The following is a 21,444-nucleotide window of genomic DNA, read 5'->3' as shown; positions in this document are numbered from 1 at the left end:
GTTTAGAACTCGGCGTGCACGTACCAGCGGTGGCGTCGGTGATCGTAGAAGACCCAGAGCAAGCGATGATCGTGGGTGGCGATGAGGTGGTAGTCACGGTGGAGCTCGCGTACCCACCAGCCGCCACAGATGGTGTGGGGGCCTTCGCGCTTGCGGGCCTGTGGCAGGCCGCGGAGACGCAGTGGAGTGGGGTAGAAGCGACGTACCGCTTGAGAGACGCTAAGTGCCGAGGCGGTGGGCAGGGGCAGCGCATCAAAAGGTTCGAGAAGAAAGCGCCCCTCCGGCAGGTGGGCCTGCCGCAGCCGCACGCGCTGGACCGCCTCCACGCCAAACTGCGCGCGCAGGCGGGCCAGCGCGCGATTGGCAGCATCCATGTCACGCGCAGCCGGCTCGTCACTTCCCATAAAAAGACGAAGCTGCTCGCTGCGCGCCTTCTCGCTATGCGCGGTCAATGTGACCTGAGTCACCCCGGCGGGAAGCTCCAGCCGCTCAAGTTGAAGGCGAATCAGGTCCGATAGGGTCAGCGCGTCAAGGGTGGGTTGGGCGGGCTCAACCCGCTCGGTGAGCGCGGGGTGGCGCTCCAATTCAAAATGCAGCTCGAGCGCGACGAGCTTGTCGTTGGCTTGCTCCAGACGCTGCAGCAGCGGATGGAGATGCCCCTTGATCAAAAAAAGCAGGCGATGGGTGTCGCGCTCGGCGTAGTCGAGGTGTTGCGAGGCCCGGGTGGGCTCCTCGATGCGAAAGGGGCGGATGGGAAGCTCCCGATCGCCGCGAGCCTGGTGGTAGAGTTCCACCAGCGCAGGGCTTAAGCGCCGCTTCAGGCCACGTGCCGGCAAAGCAAGAAGGTCGGAGAGGGTGCGCAGGTTGAGATGCGCCAGAAGCTCGCGGTCGGAGCGGCTTAAGTCGAGCTCGCTCAACGGGGCCTCTCTCGCCGCCAGAATCTCGGCCTCCGGGGTGTCAAAAGCCCCGGAGCTTCGCGATGTCCGCGCAATCACGTAGGTCAGCGCTCTTCGAAACCCCACCACCAGGGTAACCCGGATCTCAAAACGTTCCTTCAAACGATTGCGCAGGGGCTCGGCCCACAGCCGCCAACTCGGATAGAGCTTGCTCAGTCCCGAAGCGTTGAGCCAGAAAAGACCGGCGATCTCCTCGTGGCGCTCCACCTGGGGGGCGTAGTCGCAAAGCACGCGGGCGATGGCGTCGGCTACCGCCTCGACCTCTTCGTGTGCGATGGTCCCGGCGCGCAGCGCAGGGAGCAGCGCCAGCGCCTCCCCGTAGCGCATCCCGGAGTGCAGCCCGGCCTGACGTGCGGCCATATTTAGCCCGACGAGCTTCCCCTGAGGATGGTCACGATCGAGAAGCGCGGCCGGCTCCTGGCGCCACTGTGGGTGCGTGCGCAACAAGACCTGCAGCGCAAAGTCGGCGGCGTTAATGCAGGCCCAGCGGTCCATGGTAATCCTCAAGATGCTGGTGGCCGGGGCCGCGTCGTTTGTCTTTGATGATGTCGAGCTGCGCGCGCAGCTGGCGCGCGTCAACACTGGCCCAGCTGGCCTGAGCGCGCAGCGCAATAAGCGAGCTTAAGGAATCCTCGGTGGAGGGCTTTTGCGTTAGAAAGAGCAGCGCGCTCCTGTGCGTTTCGGCCAGGTGCATCAGCCGGCCTAAAAGAGGAGCGGGCACAAAGGCGCGGGGGGGAAGATCGACGACGACCAGCCCGAACGCCCCGCTGCGCAGCAACTTATCGGCGGCCCGCGCCGCCTGCCTTGCGTCGCCCAGCCCGATGATCGGCAGGGCCTCCCAGTCGATGCCCCAGCCCACCGCATCCGGCGGATAAAAAAGACGAGAGGTCGAACCGATCCACGCCGCAGGCTCGCCGCCCCGTTGCGTCTGGGCGATCAGGCGCAGCGCTACCGAGACCCCGGCGGCACTTTGTCCGCTCAACTCGCTGAGTTTTCCCTTCAGCGTACTTAAATCCCAGCGCGCCTCAGACTCACGGCGCTCCAGCTCGGTGGCGCGTTGAATATGTGGAAGCGATATCAGGCTGGCCATCACACGACCTCATTCATTCCAGGTATTGCATCAGCGAAAAACACGGCAGCAAACATGCCGAAGAAGGCATACGTCCATCACCTGAAGGTGCGATACAGGTGTTCAGTAACTGTAGGTGCTTTCAGTTGCCTGGCAAAGTCTTTTCCGCAAAAAGATCGCGTCCCCCAGGCTCGCCCTTTGTTGCTGCGGCGATCGCCGGATCTCCCAAAAAGCCCCCGCTTTGGGCTTTGCTGGCGACGGCCGGGTTGGTAGGTAGGCGCTGGCGATTCACCCAGGAGCCTGTATGCGCGTTGCCATTGTCACCGGGCAGTTCCCGGCCTTAAGTCAGACCTTTGTACTCAACCAGATCACCGGCCTCATCGATCGAGGCTGCGATGTGACGATCCTGGCCGATCCCCCCGCCCGCGCCGAGAAGGTGCACCCGGATGTGGCGCGCTACGGCCTGATGGAACGCACCGTGTACTGGACGCGACACGGCCGCCCGGCTGCCGAACAGGCCCTCGACGGTGTGCGTGCGCTTTTGCGCACCAAAAAACGCCGCCTGCTCCCGGGGCTTTTCAAAGGGGTGGGGGCCGCGCGCCGCCACGACGAAAAACTCTCGGCCTCGCTGATGGTCAAGGCCGCGCACTTAAGCCGCCTTGAGCCTTTCGATGTGGTGCTCTGCCACTTCGGCAACCTGGGCCGCGAGTGCCAGATGTTGCGAGAGATGGGCGCTCTGCGAGGCAAACTGGCCGTCTTCTTTCACGGCTACGACATGAGCGTCTTCCCTATAGAGCGCGGCCCCGGCGTCTACCGCGAGCTTTTTCAAGGCGCGGAGCTTCTCCTGCCGATCAGCGAACACTGGCAAGAAAGGCTCATTGAGCTTGGCGCGCCCCCCGAGAAGATCGCCGTGCACCGGATGGGTATCGACACCACCCGTTTTGAGTTCAAGGTGCGCCGTCCCGGCGCCGATGGTGAGGTTCGCCTGCTGACCATCGGGCGCCTGGTCGAGAAGAAGGGCATCGCCTACGGGCTGGAGGCCTTCGCGCGAGTCCGCGAGCGCTTCCCGAGCGCGCGCTACCATATCGCCGGCGACGGGCCTTTAAGCGACGAGCTCCAGGCCCGGGCTCAGGAGCTGGGACTGGGCGACTCGGTTCAGTTTTTGGGCTGGAAACATCAGGATGAGATTATTGAGCTCCTCCTCGATCATCACATTCTGCTCACCCCCAGCGTCACCGCGAAAAACGGCGATAAAGAGGGGCTGCCGGTCGTGTTGATGGAGGGGCTGGCCACGGGCATGCCCGTCTTGAGCACGCGCCATAGCGGCATCCCGGAGCTTGTGCGCCATCAGGAGTCCGGCCTCATCGTCGAGGAGCGCGACGTGGAGGGTCTGGCTCAAAATCTTGAAGCGCTGCTTGAAGATCCCGACCTCTGGCAGGCGATCGGCCAGCAGGGGCGCGCGATCGTCGAGGCGGAGTTCTCGATCGAAAAGCTCAACGATCGCTTGAGGGATCGCCTCGAAGCCCTCACCGCCGGCTGACGTCGTGGGGAGGTGCGTGTCTGAGCAAAAAGCCCTCAGGCCCCCTCCCCACCCCAACGTCGCTCGTGTGTTCTGGTTGAAAAGATCAGGGGGAGGTTTTGGCTTCCCAGTCCAGGGCACTTTTGACGATCAGCTCCAGGTCGTCGTAGCGGGGCGTCCAGCCGGTGGCCTCTCGAAGCCGGGTGGGGTCGGAGATGAGCTCGGCGGGGTCTCCGGCGCGCCGAGCTTCTTCACGCACGTTGAGCGAGGTGCCGGCGACCTTCTCCACCGCCCCGATCACCTCGCGAACCGAGTAGCCGTGGCCATAACCGCAGTTGAAGATCGCGCTGGGGTGTCCTTCAGCCAGGTAGTCAAGCGCGCGCAGATGGGCATCGGCCAGATCGCTGACGTGGATGTAATCGCGGACGCAGGTGCCGTCGGCAGTGGGGTAGTCGGTGCCAAAGATGGCCATCGCGTCACGCTGGCCGCTGGCCAGCTGGCAGGTCACCTTGATCAGATGCGTGGCCTGGGGGGTGGACTGTCCGGTGCGCCCGGCCGGATCGGCCCCGGCCACATTGAAATAGCGCAGCGCCACGAAGTTCAAGGGGTGGGCTTCGCTGACGTCTTTGAGCATCCACTCCGTCATCAGCTTGGAGCGCCCGTAGGGGTTGATGGGCTGCGCCGGCGAGCTCTCGGTGACCGGGAGTTCGTCAGGGGATCCGTAGACCGCGGCGGTCGATGAGAAAATAAAGCGGGGTACCCTGGCGAGCACCGCCTCTTCGATCAGAGTGCGAGTGCGGGCGGTGTTGTTGTCATAATATTTGAGCGGGTTTTCGACCGACTCGGGCACCACGATGCTTCCGGCAAAATGCAGAACAGCCTCGATGGCGTGTTCCGAAAAGAGCCGCTTCAGCAGCGCCGCGTCGCCCACATCGCCCTCGATGAGCCTGGCCGAGGGCGGAATGTTCTCGCGCACACCGGTGGAGAGGTTGTCGAGGATGATGACCTGATGGCCAGCGTCGATAAGCGCCCAGGCCACGTGACTTCCGATATAGCCGGCGCCGCCGGTGACGAGCATGGTCATACAAGCTCCAGAGATTCCAGGGGGGCCAGCACGCGCTGATGATGTGCTTCTGCACGCGCCAGAGTCTGCGCAGCGCGGCCCAGGTTAGGGTAGAGGGGGGAGGCTTCCAGGGCGGCACGGCCCGCTGCAAGTACGGTGGCAAGGGGGCGGCGAGTCGCGCTTTTTAGCGAGAGAGAGGCCAGCGTTTCTGCGGGTCGAGCGGCGCGCGCCGGACGATGGTAAAAACGCGCTACCTGTTCCCAGAAGCGCTCCGGTGCGTCGCGCACATGCTCCAGCGCCCCTTCATCGTCGAGCTGCCACCAGGGTTCCTGTGCGATGCCCGTGACGCGGTTGGTGATCACGTGCGCGCCCAGAAAACGCGCCTCCAGGGGCAAACGCCCGGCGGCTTCAAACGCCTGGGGCAGGTAGACGAAGTTTTTGGAGTTCGCCAGCACCTCCAGCACCTCTTCGGGGCGGAGGTGGCGAATCACAAAGGGCTCCTCGCCATGCTCACGGCAAAACGCCCGTGCCTCTTCAAAGCCTTTGGACGCCGAGCCCGAATAGCAGACCGTGACCCGATGCTCGCGCTCCGTGTTACCCTCCGCCCTTCGGCGATCCACCTCGGCGAAAAACGATCGGTTCATCAGAGAGCTGCCCAGGACCGCGTAAGGGACACCCTTGTAGTAGGGGTTTTTGGCGTAGTGACGGCGCTGGCTCTCGGTCAAAAAGATCGCGCCCAGCGCGGAGTCAAAAAGGGTATGGGCCGCGGGATGGGGGCAGGTGCACGTCGCCCCGAGGCGGTGCATTCGGTCGGGAGCGGAGGGAAAATTGCCGCGCCAGCGGCAGAGTCTCAAATCATGCTCAAAGAGCACGTGGCGGCCGTGGGCGGCCAGCGCCTGCACCTGGGCCGCTCCCAGGGCCTCGGTGTTTCCTAAAATCAGAAGATCAAATGTGCGGACCTGCTCGGGCTTAAGCTCGGCGCTGCGCAGGCAGGTGACCGGCATCGGAGCGGCCTCCAGGGCCGCGGCGTCGGTGAGCTCAGCGCCCCCGGGATAGGGCTCATCAGGGGTGCGCGGGGCGTCGGCAAACTGGTCGGCCACAAAGGCCACCCGGGCTTCGGAGGGAAGCGCCATCGTCGAAGAAGATGTCATCGTCTAAAAAGCTCAGAAGGTGGAGGCCAGCAGGCGCTCATAGACCGCGGCGGTCTCTCGGGCGCAGCGCTCCCAGGAGAAATCCTGCGCGCGCTTTAGCCCGGCCTCGCGCAGCCTCTCGCGAAGTGGCGTGTCTTTCAAGAGCGCGCTCATCGACTCGCCCCACCCGTAGGCCGAGCCCGGGTTGGCCAGCAGCGCCGCATCGCCCACCACCTCCGGCAGGCTGGAGCGGTCGCTGGCGATCACCGGACAGCCACACGCCATCGCCTCCAGCGCCTGCAACCCGAACCCTTCGGCCAGGGAGGGGTACACAAAAAAGTCCGCCGCGCCGTAGAGCGCCGGGAGATCGCGATCGTCGACAAAGCCGAGCCAGCGCAGCCGGTGCGCCTGACCCAGTTTTTTCGCCAGCGCGTCGTGCGCCGCCCGCATCTGTGCGTCGACCCCGCCCGCCAACACCAGCGTGAGCTCGGTGGAGGAGGAAAGCTGCGCCAGCGCACGAATCAAAAGCTCAGTGTTTTTTCGAAAATCGTAGCCGCCGAGGTAGAGCGCAAAGGGGCTTTTTAAGTTAAAGCGTTGCTTGAGCTCATCGATGGCGACTGGCGAAGCTGGCTTGAAATGGCCGTGATCGATGCCATTGGGCACCACCGTGATACGCTCGTCAGGTACGTTAAAGCGTTGCTTGAGCTCAGTAGCCGTGGCCTCGCTGATGGCGATGATGTGGTCGAGTGCTCGCCAGCGATCTCGCAGCCCCATGTAGTGGTGATACACCTGCCAGTAGCGATGGCCCTTGCCCATATAATGTTCGGGGAACTGCAGCGGAATCAGATCGTGACAGGTGATCACCGTCTTAAAGCCCGGGCCCACCGGTGCCGACCACGGCTCGGTGGCGTGGTAGAGCTTCGCGCCACAGCGACGAAGCTCCCGGGCCAGTCGGAGCTCGTTGAGCAAAAAGCGCCCGAGGTGGGTGGTGCGGGGGCGGCGCAGCGTCCAGGTCGGAAAGGGGGAGTCGATGGCCGCGTCGGAGGGCCCCTGGGCCTTAACGTCGACCTTCCGGGGCAGGGGAGAGGCGTCGGGATGCAGCCTCAGAAGGGCGGCCTCTGGCGAGCGCTCCAACGCTCCCATGGCCTGAATCAGGCCGTGAACGTAGCGGCCAATGCCGCGGTCACGATGGCCGGTATCCAGCGCGGTGGCGTCGATAAGCACCTCGGCGGAGGTCGGCGCATCAAGGCCCAGAGGCATGCGTCGGCGCAGTTCCAGGGCAAGAGAAGCAGGAGAAGAGAGGGGCATGGCAACAACGCAGCAAAGGTCGTGAAGGAGGGGGCAAAAAAGAGCGCCACCCCCGACATCGGCAGGGGTGGCGCTCATCGTTAAAGTGTCACATCAGGGTTGGGGACGGGCCTCGGCCGGAGTCTCTTCCTCCGACGTATCTGGCGAGGAAGCCTCTCGGGCTTCTTCGCCCACCACCTCCTCCGTCTTACCCTCTTCCACGGCGCCTTTCTCCACGCCAAAGAGCTCACCGGGGACCGCCTCGGGATTGCCAACCACAGCAAACTGGTAGTCGGCCATGTAGGTCCGGGCCACACGCTGGATATCGGCCGGGGTTACCGCGTTGATGGCATCAAGGAAGGCGTCGGCTTCCTGCCAACCCCCACCGAGGAGTTCATGGTCGGCCAGCATGCCGGCCTGGCTCGCGTTGGTCTGCAGGCTCATGTAGTGGCTGGTCAGAAAGACGTTGCGGATCTTCTCAAGTGCCTCATCGCTGACCGGCTCGTTTTGCAGACGCTCCACCTCCGTAAACATCACCGGCAGGGTGGTCGCAGGGTCGGTGGCCGTCACGTAGAGGTAACCAAAATTCTCTTTGCGTGAGGCCATCCCGGCCGACACCGCGTAGGTGAGGTTGCGACGGGTGCGGACCTCCTCAAAGAGGCGATCTCGAAGGTAGCGGGTGGCCAGGAGCATCGCCGGGTAGTCCGCCTCGCTGAGCGCCGGTGCCTCGAAGTAGCCCATGATGTAGTTGGTGGGAAGCTCCTGCTCGATCACCTCCAGGGCGGGCTCGGTGTGTTCGATCTCGGCCACCCCCGGCGCTTCGCTGCCCGCGGGTGCCAGGCGCCCAAAGCTTTCAGCGACGCGCTCGACCAGGTGATCGTGGTCGATGTTGCCCACCACCACCAGCAGCATGCGCTCCGGCTCAAGCAGGCCGCGCTGCCAGGCCTTGAGCTCTTCGGCGGTCAGCGCGCTGACCGAGTCCACCGTACCGATCTGGCGATTTTCATACGCATGGTTGCGGAAATACAGGTCGCTCACCGCCTCGCCGACCAGCGCATCCGGATCGTCTTTGATGCTCTCAATCGACGCGATCTGACGGGTGCGCTGCAGCTCGACCTCCTCCTCGGGGAAGGCCGGCTCGAGCACCGCCTGGGTGAAGAGCTCCCAGGTCGTGTCAAAATGTTCGACCACCGAGCGCATCGACATCCCGGAGTAGTCCGCGCCGGCGAAGGAGCCCACCGAGGCGCCCACGCTATCGAGTCGGGCGTTGAAGGCGTCTTTGGGCGTCGACATCGTTCCGCCGCCGGCGGCCACACCCAGCGAGAGGCGCTCAATGCCGGCGATGCCCTCGGTGAGGCTGGCCTGCCCCCCCTCGGTGATCAGCCGAGCCACCACAACCTGGTTGGCCGGGGTGATACGGTGGATCACCTTGAGCGCGCCGATCTGCGTCACACGCACCGTCTCGCTGGACTCCAGCTCGGTGATCTCGGGGGTACCTTCGATGAAGCGCAGCTCACGCAGCGCGGGAATGGGGCGATCGGCGTCGGCGATGGAACGTGCCATCTCGCTCGGTGCCTTATCCGGGGTGGAGGCGCCGCCGGAGCAGGCCGCAAAGACGGTCGCCGCGCCAAGCGCGAGACACGAGCGCATCCAAAGGTTTGAAGTATTCAACATCACTGACCTCCTTCGCTCTTGGCAGCATCGCCGGCGTCGCTCGTTTGGTTTTCCAGCCGAGCGCGTGCGCTCTCGACGACCTCCTGGAGGCGCTCCTCGCTCAGCCCCAGGCTCTCGACCTGTGCCGGGCTTGCCAGCGCGCCGACGACCATGGGTTGATCCAGGATGTAGGTTCGTACGTAGTCGGCAATATCATCGCGGGTCACCGCCTCCAGGTCCCTGATGTAGCTGCGGTAATAGTCCAGCCCGGCCACCGCCCACCAGAAGGTCACGGTGTGGGCAAAGGAGCTGGTCTGCTCGCGACCGTAGATCTCCTGAACGGCCAGAATGGTCTTGGCCGCCTCCAGCTGCTCATCGGTGAAATAATCCGGGTCGGCAAAGCGCGACACCTCGATAAGCGCCGCCTCCATCGCCGCGTAGAAGTTCTCGGGAAGAGCCTGCGCCGTCAGGCTGATCGGACCGGTAAAGGCCTGGGTGTAATAGCTCTTTGAGGCTCCCAGGGTGAGCTGGCTGTCGACCAGCGCTTTATAAAAGCGGCTGGTGGGCTGGCTCAGGATATAGCTGAGCACGTCGGCGGCGTGTGTGCCCACCGGGTCCTCGCCCACCGAGGGGCCATGCCAGTTGAACTGGAAGACCGGCATCTGCACCTCGCGCTCCACCACCACGTAGCCATCGCCCTCAAGAGGAGGGTGGGGCGGGACGGGCTCAATCGTGAAGGGATCTTCGGCGCGCTCCCACTGGCCGAACACGGCCTCAACCGCCTCAAACGCCGCTTCGGGCTGCACATCGCCGGCGACCATCACCACCGAGTTGTTGGGCACATAGTAGAGCTCCTTCATGCGTCGCATCTGCGCGACGGTGGCGTTGACGATCGCCTCACGCGAGCCCAGCGGGTCTTTGCGCGCCGGGTAGGCGTGCCACAGGAGCTGCTCCACCCCGCGGTTGAGCCAGTAGTAGGGGCTCGACTCGGCCCGATCGGCCTCACCAAGCACGACCTGCTTCTCCCGCTCAAACTCCGCCTCATCAAAGTTCGGGGAGGTGGTGGCGTCGTACATAAACTGCAGACCGGGGGTGAGGTTGGCCGCCGGCAGCGTAAAGAAGTAGTTGACCCGCTCGCTGCTGGTCGTGCCGTTGAACACGATCCCCAGCTCGCGCATCCGCTCCAGATACGCCTCCTGGTTGGGAATGACCGCATTGCCCTTAAAGAACATATGCTCGTAGAGGTGGCTCAAACCGTTGAGCTCATCGGTCTCGGTGTACGCGCCGTTCTTTACCGTCAGCTCAATCGTAATGATCGGCAGGGTGGGGTCGGGGATCACGATCACATCCAGACCGTTCTCCAGAGTGCGACGCTCCATCAGGTCGCCGGCCTCAACCGTGCCCTGGGCTCCGGGGTTGGATGCGTCCTGCGCCAGGGCAGGGGAAGCCACCGGCGGAAGCACGCTCAGCGCCAGCGCGCCGGCCGCAACGAGCGCGGCGCGCCAGGGGGCAGAGGCCATCGAGTACGAGGTCATGCCATCTCCATCTTCGAGGTATTCGAATACGTTTACTCAATTCTCATGCGCCACCAGGGCGCACCATCGAGGCACTACCAACAGGGCTGCAGGTCTATCACCAGAAAAGGGAGGCTGCCAACCGGGCCGCCCTGCGGGCGAAGAACCCGCCAGAGCTTCGGCTCGCCAGGTCCTGCGGCAAGGGCGTTCTGACGATTCCCCGGCTCGAAACACAGGTGCAGGCCATCGTTCATCCCCCCGAACCCGCCAAAACACGACGCAAAAACATCGGGCGTCGTCTTCGACCCCCCATCGGATGTGGCATTCTGCGACATGCCATCGGAAAAGGGGGGGGCTGAGTGTGACAGATTGGCACGGTCAATGCCCTGACCCCCCATCCGGATGGGGTGGTTTTGACCGTGCATCGCCAGCGGGGGGGCTGAGTGTGACACGTTGGCACAGCCGATGCTCTGCCCCCCCATCCGGATGGGGGGTGGGGGACCGGGAATCGCCAGCAGGGGGGGCTGAGTGTGACACGTTGGCATAGTCGAGGCCTCAGGCTCGCGTAACATGAGAGCCGGAGGCCTCGGACACCGCCTCGACCCCCCATCGGATGGGTGTTTTCCGATAAGGCATCACCTTCGACCCCCCATCGGATGTGGTATTTTGCGACATGCCATCGGAAAAGGGGGGGCTGAGTGTGACATGTTGGCATAGTCGATGCTCTGGCCCCCCATCCGGATGGGGTGGTTTTGACCGGGCATCGCCAGCAGGGGGGGGCTGAGTGTGACAGGTTGGCGTGGTCGAGCCCTCAGGCTCGCATAAAATGAGAGATGGAGGCCTCGGACACCGCCTCGACCCCACTCTGAGTTACATGGCTCCCACCACCACCCACACCGCCGGATTGACACCCGAGCCCCCCAGCCAGTACAACCAAGCCCGCTTAACTGAGAGAAAATTCAGTCAAATCGCAATGGCGCTGAGGTTGATACGATGGTGATGATTTCCGCAAAGACGATGGGCAAGCGCGCGCTGGCAGGTGCGCTGGTGGGGGCGATGGCGTTGAGCGTGTGGGGCTGCGACAAGAAGCAGCCCACCACCGGCGGCCAGGGGCAGAGCAAAGGCGGTCAGGCCGAATTTGTGGCCGGCTCCGAGGCCGATATGTTCACCTTCGCGGTGGCCGCCGACCCCCAGACCCTTGATCCGGGCCGTATGAGCGGCGCGCCGGAGGGACGCATCGCCTTTAACCTCTTCGAAGGTCTGATGATGCCGGGACCGACCACCGAAGAGCTCGACGACGCCAGTGAGCTTGTGGTGCCGGGTGTGGCCGAGTCCTATGAACTGAGCGAAGACGGGCGTACCTACACCTTTAAGCTGCGCGAAGACGCCAAATGGTCCAACGGCAAGGCCGTGACCGCCGGCGACTTTGAGCGCTCCTGGCGTCGGGTGCTTACCCCCGACTTCCCCAGTGACTACCAGAGCTTTATGTGGGTGATTCAGAACGCCGAGGCCTTCTCCAAGGGTGAAATCACCGAATGGAGCGAGGTCGGCGTCAAGGTGATTGACGACCGCACCCTGGAGGTGACGCTGACTCAGCCCACCCCCTATTTCCCGGAGCTCGTGGCCTTCTACACCTTCTTCCCGGTCCCCATGGATCTCGTCGACGAGAAGGGCAACGACTGGACGCGTCCCGAGAACATCATCACCAACGGTCCCTACGAGCTGGAGAGCTACCGCGAGCAGCAGGATCTCTTGCTCAAGAAGAGCGAGAACTACTGGGATAAGGCCAACGTGGCGCTCGACCAGGCGCGCATTCGCATCATCCAGGACACCAACGCCGCGGTGAACGCCTACCGCACCGGCGAGTTGCACTGGAGCGGGACGAGCCTGCCTGTGGCGCAGATCACGGGGCTTCTGACCCACCCGGACTACCTGCAAGAGCCGATGCTGGGCACCTACTACTACCGCATCAACGTCACCGACGAGGAGAGCCCGCTGACCGACAACCGCGTGCGCCAGGCGCTGGCGATGTCGGTGGATAGTCGCTCGCTTGTCGAAGACACGATGAACAACCTCTTCACCGTGGCCAACCACTTCGTGCCGCAGGGGCTACCCGGCTATGAGGCTCCCGGCGAGGGCATCACCTATGATGTGGCCCGGGCCAAAGCGCTGCTGGCGGAGGCGGGTTACCCCGAGGGTGAAGGCTTCCCGCGCATTCAGCTCCTCTACAATGTCGACGAGAACCACAAGCTCATCGCCGAGGCGGTGCAGTCGATGTGGAAGCGCAACCTTGGCATCGACATTCAGCTCGTGAACAAGGAGTGGCGCACCTACCTGCAGGACGTCTCCTCGATGAACTACGAGATCGCCCGGGCCGGCTGGATCGGCGACTACAACGACCCGATGACCTTTCTGGACATGTGGGAGACGGGCAACGGCAACAACAACACCGGCTGGAGCGATGAGGAGTATGATGCGCTGCTGAACCAGGCTCGCGCCGAGCGCGACCCGGCCCAGCGTTTGAAACTTCTGGCACGGGCCGAGGCGATTGTGCTGGAGCGTGGCCCGGTGATTCCGGTCTACTACTACACGAACAACGTGCTGGTTTCGCGCTTCCTGGAAGGCTTCGAGCCCCATAACCGCGACATTCACCTCCTGAAGTATATGAGTCTGCCGGAGGCCCCGGCGGCTGAAGCCACCGAGTAACCCGTTTGCGGGGTGCGTTGCGCCCCGGAGATGCGGCCCGCTTTTTTGAGCGCCCGACCGTCCCGGTCGGGCGCTCCCCCCCTGGACGAACGCGGAGAGTGCAGTGACCCGCTTTATCATCCGGCGCCTCCTCAGCTCGGTGGTGGTGATTTTGATCATCATCACCCTCTCGCTGTGGATCACCCGCCAGGCCCCCAGTAATCCCTGTCTGCAGGAGCGCGAGGCTAACGCCTGCGCCTGCATCAAAGAGCACGCGCTCGATCGCCCGATCTTTCCGGTGCATAGCCCCCCGCCGCTCACTCCTCTGGAGGGCTGCCAGTACTGGGAGTCGGCCGGAAGTCTGGTGCTCGGCCCGATCGAGGTCTTGCCCCTCTCGGAGTGGAGCGAGACGCAGTACACGATCTACGTGGCCACGTTGCTCCAGGGCAGTCTGGGCGGCTCCATGGTCACGGACCGGACGGTGCTTGAGACGCTGGGAGCAGCGCTTCCTTACACGATTCAGCTGGGCATTCAGGCGCTCTTGATCGCGCTTCTGATCGGCGTTCCCGCCGGGCTGATTGCCGGGCTGCGCCAGAACACGCTCCCGGACTACGGGGTGATGACGGTGGCGATGGTCGGGGTGAGCATCCCGAACTTCGTGCTCGGGCCGCTTCTGATCATGCTCTTCTCGCTAAAACTGGGGTGGTTCACCGCGGTGGGCTGGGAGAGCTGGTCCGATAGCGTGCTGCCCTCGATCACACTGGGGCTTTTCTACGCGGCGTACATCGCGCGCCTGACCCGCGGGGGCATGCTGGAGGTGATCCGTAAGGACTACATCCGCACCGCCCGGGCCAAGGGGCTCACCGAGCAGATTGTGGTCCTTCGCCATGCGCTCAAGGGCGCGCTCTTGCCGGTGGTCAGCTACCTGGGACCGGCCTTTGCTGCGCTTCTGACGGGCTCGGTGGTGGTCGAGGAGATCTTTAACCTTCCCGGCGTAGGCACCCACTTTGTGCGCTCGGCGCTCAACCGCGACTACAACCTGGTGCTGGGTACGATCATCCTCTACTCCTCGCTGCTGGTGGTTTTGAACCTGGTCGTCGACATCCTCTACACGGTGCTCGACCCGCGGGTCAGCTACGACGACTGAGAGAGCAATTATGACGGCAAATCTTCCCCCCACAGGCAGTGATGGCGATGTGCGTCCTGCCTCCGCAGCCCCCAATCCCCGGCCGCCCACAGACGAGCTGGTGGAAGGCACAAGCCTCTGGAAAGACGCCTTTCGCCGGCTCAAGAAGAACCGCGCGGCGATGGGCGGGCTGGTTGTTGTGACGATCATGGCGAGCTTCGCCATCTTCTACCCTCTCTTTGTGAAGTACGGCACGCGCTTTACCCAGGAGGAGCAGCACAGCTACGTGGTGCCTCGCCCCCCGGGAGCCTACAGCGTGCCCTCGACCCACTACGGGCGGCTGAGCAAAGAGGTGTGGTCCTTTGAGAAGATCGACGCCAACGGCGATGGCCGCGTCGACGCCGATGAGATCGAGCTGGCGTACAAAACCTGGGAGTTTGAGCGTATCGACCGCGATGGCGACGGGGCGCTCAACTACGACGAATACGCCGCGGCTCCCTTCTCGATGCCATCGCCCACCGAGTTCATTCCGGCGTGCCGGCAGTGGTCCTCGATCAAGCGCAATATGGCGCCGATCGACCACCCCGATGTCTTCGCCTGTGATGCCGATGAGGCGGGCCTACTGCACTTTGAAGACGCCGGCCGCCTGGTCGACATCGTCAGCCGTGGGGAGGCCCGAGACATCCTGGCGCGCATGGATACGCAAGGGCAGGGCTATATCACCCCCGAGCAGTTCGAGGGGCTTCCCCGGCCGCAGCGCAACTGGCTGGGCACCGACCAGCTCGGGCGTGACTTGCTTAGCCGCATGCTCTTCGGGGCGCGCATCTCGCTGGCGGTGGGGCTTCTGGCGACCTTCGTCTCCTTTGTGATCGGCGTGAGCTACGGGGCGACCGCGGGCTTTGTCGGCGGCAAGGTCGACAACCTGATGATGCGCGTCGTCGACATCATGTACGGGCTGCCCTTTATGTTCCTGGTCATCCTCTTGATGGTGGTCTTTGGCCAGAACATCTTCCTGCTCTTCATCGCGCTGGGCGCGGTGCAGTGGCTGACCATGGCGCGCATTGTGCGCGGGCAGGTCATCAGCCTCAAAGGCCAGGAGTTTGTCGAGGCCGCCCAGACCATCGGGGTCTCCAAATTCAACATCATCTTCCGCCACCTGATCCCCAACGCACTGGGGCCGATCATCGTGTACGCCACGCTGACGGTGCCGGCGGTGATGCTCGAAGAGGCCTTCCTCTCCTTTCTGGGGCTGGGCGTGCAGGCGCCGATGACCTCCTGGGGGGCGTTGGCCAGCGAAGGCCGCCAGCTGATGGAGACGGCCCCCTGGCTGATCATTTATCCGGGGGCGGCGCTGGCGATCACCCTCTTGAGCTTGAACTTCGTAGGGGACGGGCTGCGTGATGCGCTCGACCCGCAGTTGCGCAAGGACTGACGTGAAGAGCGACGAGACCAGCCGGACCGAGCACGCCGACGACGTGCTCTTAAAGGTCCGCGACTTAAAGACCTACTTCGATACCGACGATGGCGAGGTTCGCGCCGTCGACGGGGTGAGCTTTGAGATCAAGCGCGGCGAATGCGTGGGCGTAGTCGGTGAGTCCGGCTCGGGCAAGTCCGTCTGCCAGATCTCGATTCTGGGGCTGATTCCCTCACCGCCGGGCCGCATCGCCGGCGGCGAGGTGACCTTTGACGGGCGCGACTTGCTCGGGGCGAGCAAAAAGCAGCTGCGGAGCATCCGGGGAAATGAGATCTCGATGATCTGGCAGGACCCGATGTCGAGCCTCAACCCCTTCCTTAAGATCTCGCGTCAGCTCATCGAGCCCCTCCAGACCCACCAGGGCTTGAGCAAGGAGGAGGCCCGCGAGAAGGCCATCGCCATGCTTGAGAAGGTGGGGATCCCCGGGCCGCGCGAGCGCATCGATCAGTATCCCCACCAGTTCTCCGGCGGGATGCGCCAGCGCGTGATGATCGCCATGGCGCTTCTATGTGAGCCGAAGCTGCTGATTGCTGACGAGCCCACCACCGCGCTCGACGTGACGATTCAGGCGCAGATTCTGGAGCTGATCAAAGACCTGCGCCGTGATCTGGGCACAAGCGTCATCGTCATCACCCACGACTTAGGCGTGGTGGCCGGGATGGCTGACCGCATCATCGTGATGTACGCCGGTCGTGTGATGGAGGTGACCGCCGCCGATAAGCTCTTTGATAGCCCGGGGCATCCCTACACCGTGGGGCTTTTGAAGAGCGTGCCGCGCCTGGACCGCGGCCACGAGGAGCGGCTGATTCCCATTGAGGGGCGTCCGCCGGATACCTCCAGGCCGATCCCCGGTTGCCCCTTTGCGCCACGTTGCGCCTGGGCGGTTTCCAAATGCAGCAGCGAGCGTCCGCCCCTCTTTGAAGTTGCCCCGGGCCATCGCTCCGCCTGCTGGCGCGCCTCCGAGGTCTACCAGGCTCGTCTGGGCTCGAAGGCCTCCACCGCCCGGGTTACCCGGGTCGAGGAGCTCGCCGGACGAGGCTCCATCAACGAATCCACGCTGGCCGAGCTCGACGCCGAAGGGAGGTCGTAATGGCAGAGAAGCTCTTAACGATCGAAAACCTCAAGATGCACTTTCCGGTCTACCGCGGCGCGCTTGTGCGCCGGGAGGTCAACCGGGTGCGTGCGGTCGACGGGCTCAACTTCGATATCTATGAGGGGGAAACCCTGGGGCTGGTTGGCGAGTCGGGGTGTGGGAAGTCGACCACCGGTCGCTCCATCATCCAGCTCTACCGGCCTACGGACGGTAAGGTCGTCTTCGACGGCAAGAATCTCTGTGAATTGCCCGAGGCGGAGCTTCACCCGCTGCGTCGCGACCTGCAGATGATTTTCCAGGACCCCTACGGCTCACTTAACCCGCGGATGACCGTGGGCGATATCATCGCCGAGCCGCTCAAGGTTCATAAGCTCGCCAGTGGCAAGGCTGCTCGGGAGCGGGTCCAGGAGCTGATGGAGATCGTCGGGCTCGATCCGCGCTTTATCCGTCGCTACCCCCATGAGTTCTCCGGCGGGCAGCGCCAGCGCATCGGTATTGCGCGCGCGCTGGCCTGTGAGCCGCGTTTTATCGTGTGCGACGAGCCCATCAGCGCGCTCGATGTCTCGATTCAGGCGCAGATCATGAATCTGATGGAAGATCTGCAGAAAGAGTTCAACCTGACCTACCTCTTCATCGCCCACGATCTGGCGGCGGTGCGCCATATCTCAGACCGCATCGCGGTGATGTACCTGGGCAAGATGGCGGAGTTGGCCGACGGTCGTGAGATCTACGATAACCCGCTCCATCCCTACACCGAGGCGCTGATCTCGGCGGTGCCCATTCCCGACCCGGAAGTGGAGAAGACCCGTCAGCGCATCGTGCTTCAGGGCGATGTGCCCAGCCCGCTCAATCCGCCCTCGGGGTGCGTGTTCCATACGCGCTGCCCCTACGCCTGGGAGCGTTGTGCGATGGAGGTTCCGCGCTTTGAGCAGGCCGAGCCGGGCCATTATGTGGCTTGCCACCTGATCGATGAGCCGATGCGCCGCGAGCGCGTGAAAGGGGCAATGACCAGGGGCCTTAAGGCTCAGCAGGCCAACGCGGTATCCAAACCGGCAGCCTCTGCGGCGACGGCCCCAGACACAGACCTCAAAGACGAGGTGTCGGCATGAACTGGCTTGCGCGCCTCTCACGCGCCGCGCTCTGTGGCGTGGTTGCGATCTCATTGCTCGGCGGCTGCCGTGATGTGGTGCGCGTGGAAGGGGACCTTGCGGCCGCCCCTTTTAAAGAGGCCACAGCTTCCCTGACCAAAGATCCGTCGGGGAGCTGGTTTGTGGTGGCGGCCCGGGGGCAGGCGTTGGCGCGCTATGCGCTGGTGACGCATCACGATGTGGTGCATGCCTTTGAGGTGGTCGCTGCTGGCGAGCGCAGCGCGGAGCTTTTGCCGCTGACCGAGGTGCCCGTCACCTGGTTCAACCTGGCGATGGTCGGCACGCCCGAGGTGCGCTTTGCTGACACGCTCGACGACGAACTTTTGGCGACGACCGTCGGGCTGTGGGCGGGAGGTCAGAGCGAAGAGATCCGCTGGGTAGGGCCGCTCCCCGAAGGGGTAGAGAGCGCGGTGGTCTTACGCGCGGCGGGCCATGCTCCGGAGGCCAGTCTGGCCGAGCGCATCGTGGGCAGCCTGGAGGTGGATGCTCGCGGAGTTCATAAGGCCACCCAACGCTTTGATGCCGGGCAGGGGCCGTATCTGGTGCTGATCGAAGGGCCGGTGAGCGACGCGTTGCCACGGGTGGCGACCTACACCGGGTTGGGCATCCCCACCGAGGGGCTGCTGGAGTCGGTGGAGAGCGGCGCTGCCCTCGACCTGAGCACGATGGCCGAGCTGCGTGAGGTCGGGGCAGGGCGCGGCGCGGAGCTTCTTATCGCGGATGCCGGCGAGGATCTCTTGCTCGGGCTGAGCTCGGGGGCGGTGGCACCGGGATTTGGACCCGCCTCCCAGCGTCCGGCCCTGGCGGAGTCCGGGTTTCGGCTCGGTGCCGATGCCACACTCGCCCATCGCCGACTGGCCTTGCAGGGGCTTGTGGCGATGTACCAGGGCCATCCGCTCAAGGCCGCGTATCTGCTGCGGCAGATCCCCGGGTTGAGCGTCGACGGGTCGGTGCGCGGCGCCGAGCTTCGTCTCCGTGACCTGGAGGCCGCCGCGGGCTACGGCGCGTGGGCTCGCCGCCAGACGGCTCTCGGAGCGGAGGGTTTCGGGGCGGATGCCGCGCTCGCTATCGCTCGCGCCTATGCCTACGAAGGGCAGTGGGACGCGGTGGTGAGCTATGCTGAGCGTGCCGCGTCGCTTTTCGGTCGTTGGCCCTCTCCCCAGCGCGAACTCGGTCGGGCGCGTGCCTACCAGCTGGGCGCGCTGGCCTCGATCTGGGCCGGGCGAGAGGGCGGGCTGGAGCGAGCACAGGCGCGTATGGCCCGTTCCTACGTCGAGGTCCAGCGCATTGAAGATCCTCTGCGGGCCGGTGAGGTCGCCCGCATCCGCGCGTTGATCGCGCTGAAAAATGGCCAGGTTCAGCAGGCCGAAGAGCTCATGGAGCTCGCGCGCCAGGGCTTTGCCAACGCGGGCAGCCGGCGTCTGGAGAGCAAACTGGCCCTTGATGCGGCGTATGCGTTTTATGTGAGCGGGGCCAGCGACGCCGCGCTCCGGGCGTTTCGCCGATGGGAGCGCGACCATCAGGAGCTCGGCCGACCTGAGCAGGAGATGATGGCCCACGCTCTGAAGATGGTCTTGAGGATCGAAGGGGCCCCGTCCCCGGGAGAGCGCGCCTGGGCGGACGTGCAGGCACGCGCCGGCGCGCTGCGTGCCTGGGATGCCCTGCTGCTCGCGGCTCTGGAGCGCTACCAGGCACGTCCCTACGGTGGGCAGGAGGTCGTGGAGCTTGGCGAGACGGTGCTGCGCGCCAGCGCCCGCAGCTCGCTGGCGCTGCTCGATGGCCGCATCGAAGGCGCGCTCTCGGGTATCTGCGCCGAGACCCTCTTCGCTGGCGAGGAGGGCGCGGCCTCGGAGCTCGCCCACCTCTGCGAAAGCGCCGCCGGGCGCTACTTTGCCGAGCCGGCCAGCGTAGAGCCCCTCTTTCGGGCCGCATACCGTTTTGTACAACGTGGCGAGCTCAGCCGCGCCCGGAAGGCCCTGACCTTTATCGAGACCCGCGCGCCGCGCAGCGGCCCCTGGCGCATCACGCATGCCCAGGTGTACCTGCTCGGCGCGGCTATCGCCGTGGAATCCGATCGCCCCGAAGAAGTCGCCGGGCAGCTCGATGAGGCCTTCACGCTGCTTAACGTCTCACTGGAGCGAGGCTACGCACCGGCGGTGCTCCTGGAACTCGCCGACTCCTTTGACCTTCGAGGCTTCGATCGCATCGCCATCTCGCTCTCCGAGAGCGCGCTGAGTGCGGCGCGTCAGCAGTACCAGCGCACCACCGGCTTTGCCGCCTCCCTGGCCCTGGCCGAGCGTCTCTACCAGGCGCGCCGCTTCGCTGAACTCTCGGAGGTGGAAGCGCCCGAGAGCCCGCTGCACGCCGCGCGTATTAACCTCTACCGCGCGCATGCCGAAATCATGCGCAATAACTCCGGTCGAGGCTCCGAGCTGCAGCTTCAGGCGCTTGAGCAGGCCAATGATTTTGGTGGGCTGCAACGTATCTCGGTGAAGCTGCTGGCCCTGGAGCTTGCGCTGGCCCGCGGGGAGTTCCTCGTGGCGCAGGAGCTTGGCGACCGCATCGGCCGGGAGCTGGACGCGTTACCCTCGACGCTCGCCAGCAGCGAGGGAGGCCGCGTATTGAACGCGCGGGCGCTGGCGCTCACCGCCCGCGCTCATCTGGGAGCGGGGGCGCCTGAGGAGGCGCGGCGCATGAGCGCCGGCGCGCTGGCGATCTTCAAGGAACTCTCCGAAGACGTGGCCCCGATGGTGCGCGCCGAGGTGCTGGAAGTCGCCGCGCGTCAGGCCGAGACCCTCGATGAACTCAAAGCGCACGTCGACCAGCTCGATGCGCTCTTCGCGCAGACCTCGCACAGAGACGAGAGGCGGGCCGCCCGGGAGAGCGCTCGCCGGCTCACCCCGCTTTTGCTCACCCTCGATGAAACCGGCCGCGCCATCGACGTGGTGCAACGCGTGCATGCCCGTGGCGACGCGCTCTTTGGCTACCGCGATCGCTCCCACTGCCTCACCGGTGAGGTCGCCGCCTACGCGGGCGATGCGGCCACGGCCCGCTACCACCTCGACCGCTGCGCGCAATCGGATGCGTTCGGAGCCCAGGCTGCGCGCGGCCAGCTTATCCTGGCGCTGAGCAACCCGGACGCCTCGCTGGCTTACCGCGCCAGCCTGGCCAATCATCTGCTGCAGCACCACAGCTCCGAACTCTCCGCGTTTGAGCAGGGGCGACTGCGCCTGATCAACGAGCTCGCCACCACCCTGGCGACGCCCGCCCCGGAGAAGGAAGCGGCGCTTCGCGAGGAGCTCGCTGCGGCCCTCGGCCCGGTGCAACGGGTGGAGGTGCTGGGCCGCCTGGGCGATTACCTGCTCAACGTGGGTCATTTCGAAGATCTGGATCGCCTTCTTCAGTCCGAGGCATCGGCGTTCTACCATGAGGAGGTCGTCGATGGGCCGGCTCTCCTTGTGCGCCTTCGGCTGCGCGCGCTCGTCACGCAGGCGCGCCCCTTTGAGGCGCTGGCCTATGCGTCGCGAGCCCTGGCCGAGGCTCCCTCGTTGGATCCGATGGAGCAGGCCCGCGCGAAGCTGCTGCTGGCCCATGCCCGCATCCAGCTTGGCCGCCCCCTTCAGGCACGTGTCGAACTCGATGAGGCCGCCGCTCTGGGCGGAGATTCAGAAGAACTGGCCCGCGAGCAAGCGGCGCTGGAATCTGTGACCGACTTGAGCCGTTAGCT

13 protein-coding genes and 2 pseudogenes are annotated in these 21,444 nt (G+C 64.8%); 8 read left to right on the top strand and 7 right to left on the bottom strand.

Features of this window, described 5'->3' with window-relative positions:
• Positions 1–2: 2 nt before the first annotated feature.
• Both EA187_RS05395 and EA187_RS05390 read right to left on the bottom strand, forming a co-directional pair.
• Complete coding sequence (locus EA187_RS05395) at positions 3–1,451, bottom strand: Y-family DNA polymerase (RefSeq protein ID WP_127779419.1); 1,449 nt, start codon at positions 1,449–1,451, stop codon at positions 3–5.
• A complete protein-coding gene (locus EA187_RS05390; protein WP_115602537.1) occupies positions 1,429–2,046 on the bottom strand; it encodes a P-loop NTPase family protein in 618 nt (205 codons plus the stop codon). The genes EA187_RS05395 and EA187_RS05390 overlap by 23 nt, the downstream gene beginning before the upstream one ends.
• Before the next feature lie 283 nt (positions 2,047–2,329).
• On the opposite strand from EA187_RS05390, the gene EA187_RS05385 reads away from it, so the two are divergent.
• Positions 2,330–3,565 (top strand): glycosyltransferase, encoded by a 1,236-nt coding sequence (locus tag EA187_RS05385; protein ID WP_127779418.1) that lies wholly within the window; start codon positions 2,330–2,332, stop codon positions 3,563–3,565.
• 85 nt (positions 3,566–3,650) lie between these two features.
• Here EA187_RS05385 and galE read toward each other — a convergent pair whose 3' ends face one another.
• The 5 genes from galE to EA187_RS05360 all read right to left on the bottom strand — a co-directional run bounded on the left by galE (position 3,651) and on the right by EA187_RS05360 (position 10,212).
• Positions 3,651–4,628: a UDP-glucose 4-epimerase GalE gene (galE, locus tag EA187_RS05380; protein ID WP_127779417.1), complete on the bottom strand. Its 978-nt coding sequence runs from the start codon at positions 4,626–4,628 to the stop codon at positions 3,651–3,653.
• Positions 4,625–5,758 carry a hypothetical protein gene (locus EA187_RS05375; RefSeq protein ID WP_127779416.1) on the bottom strand — a complete coding sequence of 378 codons (1,134 nt, stop codon included), beginning with the start codon at positions 5,756–5,758 and terminating at the stop codon, positions 4,625–4,627. Before EA187_RS05375 ends, galE begins: the two co-directional genes overlap by 4 nt.
• A gap of 12 nt (positions 5,759–5,770) precedes the next feature.
• Entirely contained in the window at positions 5,771–7,045 is a 1,275-nt protein-coding gene (locus EA187_RS05370; RefSeq protein WP_164856023.1) for a glycosyltransferase family 4 protein, read from the bottom strand.
• A gap of 93 nt (positions 7,046–7,138) precedes the next feature.
• Positions 7,139–8,698, bottom strand: coding sequence for a M16 family metallopeptidase (locus tag EA187_RS05365; RefSeq protein WP_127779414.1), 1,560 nt, complete (start codon positions 8,696–8,698; stop codon positions 7,139–7,141).
• Positions 8,698–10,212, bottom strand: coding sequence for a M16 family metallopeptidase (locus EA187_RS05360; protein ID WP_115602543.1), 1,515 nt, complete (start codon positions 10,210–10,212; stop codon positions 8,698–8,700). The genes EA187_RS05365 and EA187_RS05360 overlap by 1 nt, the downstream gene beginning before the upstream one ends.
• Before the next feature lie 972 nt (positions 10,213–11,184).
• Between EA187_RS05360 and EA187_RS05355 the strand changes: the two genes are divergently transcribed.
• The 7 genes and pseudogenes from EA187_RS05355 to EA187_RS05330 all read left to right on the top strand — a co-directional run bounded on the left by EA187_RS05355 (position 11,185) and on the right by EA187_RS05330 (position 21,442).
• Positions 11,185–12,897 (top strand): peptide ABC transporter substrate-binding protein, encoded by a 1,713-nt coding sequence (locus EA187_RS05355; protein WP_127779413.1) that lies wholly within the window; start codon positions 11,185–11,187, stop codon positions 12,895–12,897.
• A 103-nt stretch (positions 12,898–13,000) separates the two neighbouring features.
• Positions 13,001–14,023, top strand: a complete 1,023-nt coding sequence (locus EA187_RS05350) for an ABC transporter permease (RefSeq protein ID WP_115602545.1) — start codon at positions 13,001–13,003, stop codon at positions 14,021–14,023.
• Positions 14,024–14,033: 10 nt separating this feature from the next.
• Positions 14,034–14,414, top strand: a pseudogene (locus EA187_RS21050) (hypothetical protein); the annotation flags it as partial.
• Positions 14,415–14,762: 348 nt separating this feature from the next.
• Positions 14,763–15,434: pseudogene (locus EA187_RS21045) on the top strand (ABC transporter permease); the annotation flags it as partial.
• 1 nt (position 15,435) lies between these two features.
• Positions 15,436–16,566, top strand: a complete 1,131-nt coding sequence (locus tag EA187_RS05340; RefSeq protein ID WP_241250165.1) for an ABC transporter ATP-binding protein — start codon at positions 15,436–15,438, stop codon at positions 16,564–16,566.
• Positions 16,566–17,678: an ABC transporter ATP-binding protein gene (locus EA187_RS05335; RefSeq protein WP_127779410.1), complete on the top strand. Its 1,113-nt coding sequence runs from the start codon at positions 16,566–16,568 to the stop codon at positions 17,676–17,678. Before EA187_RS05340 ends, EA187_RS05335 begins: the two co-directional genes overlap by 1 nt.
• Complete coding sequence (locus EA187_RS05330; protein ID WP_127779409.1) at positions 17,675–21,442, top strand: hypothetical protein; 3,768 nt, start codon at positions 17,675–17,677, stop codon at positions 21,440–21,442. The genes EA187_RS05335 and EA187_RS05330 overlap by 4 nt, the downstream gene beginning before the upstream one ends.
• Positions 21,443–21,444 lie beyond the last annotated feature (2 nt).

It is taken from the genome of Lujinxingia sediminis, from assembly GCF_004005565.1.
GTDB lineage: Bacteria > Myxococcota_A > Bradymonadia > Bradymonadales > Bradymonadaceae > Lujinxingia > Lujinxingia sediminis.
The sequence above is the reverse complement of the archived record's forward strand: the minus strand, read 5'-3'. Positions and strand labels throughout refer to the sequence as shown.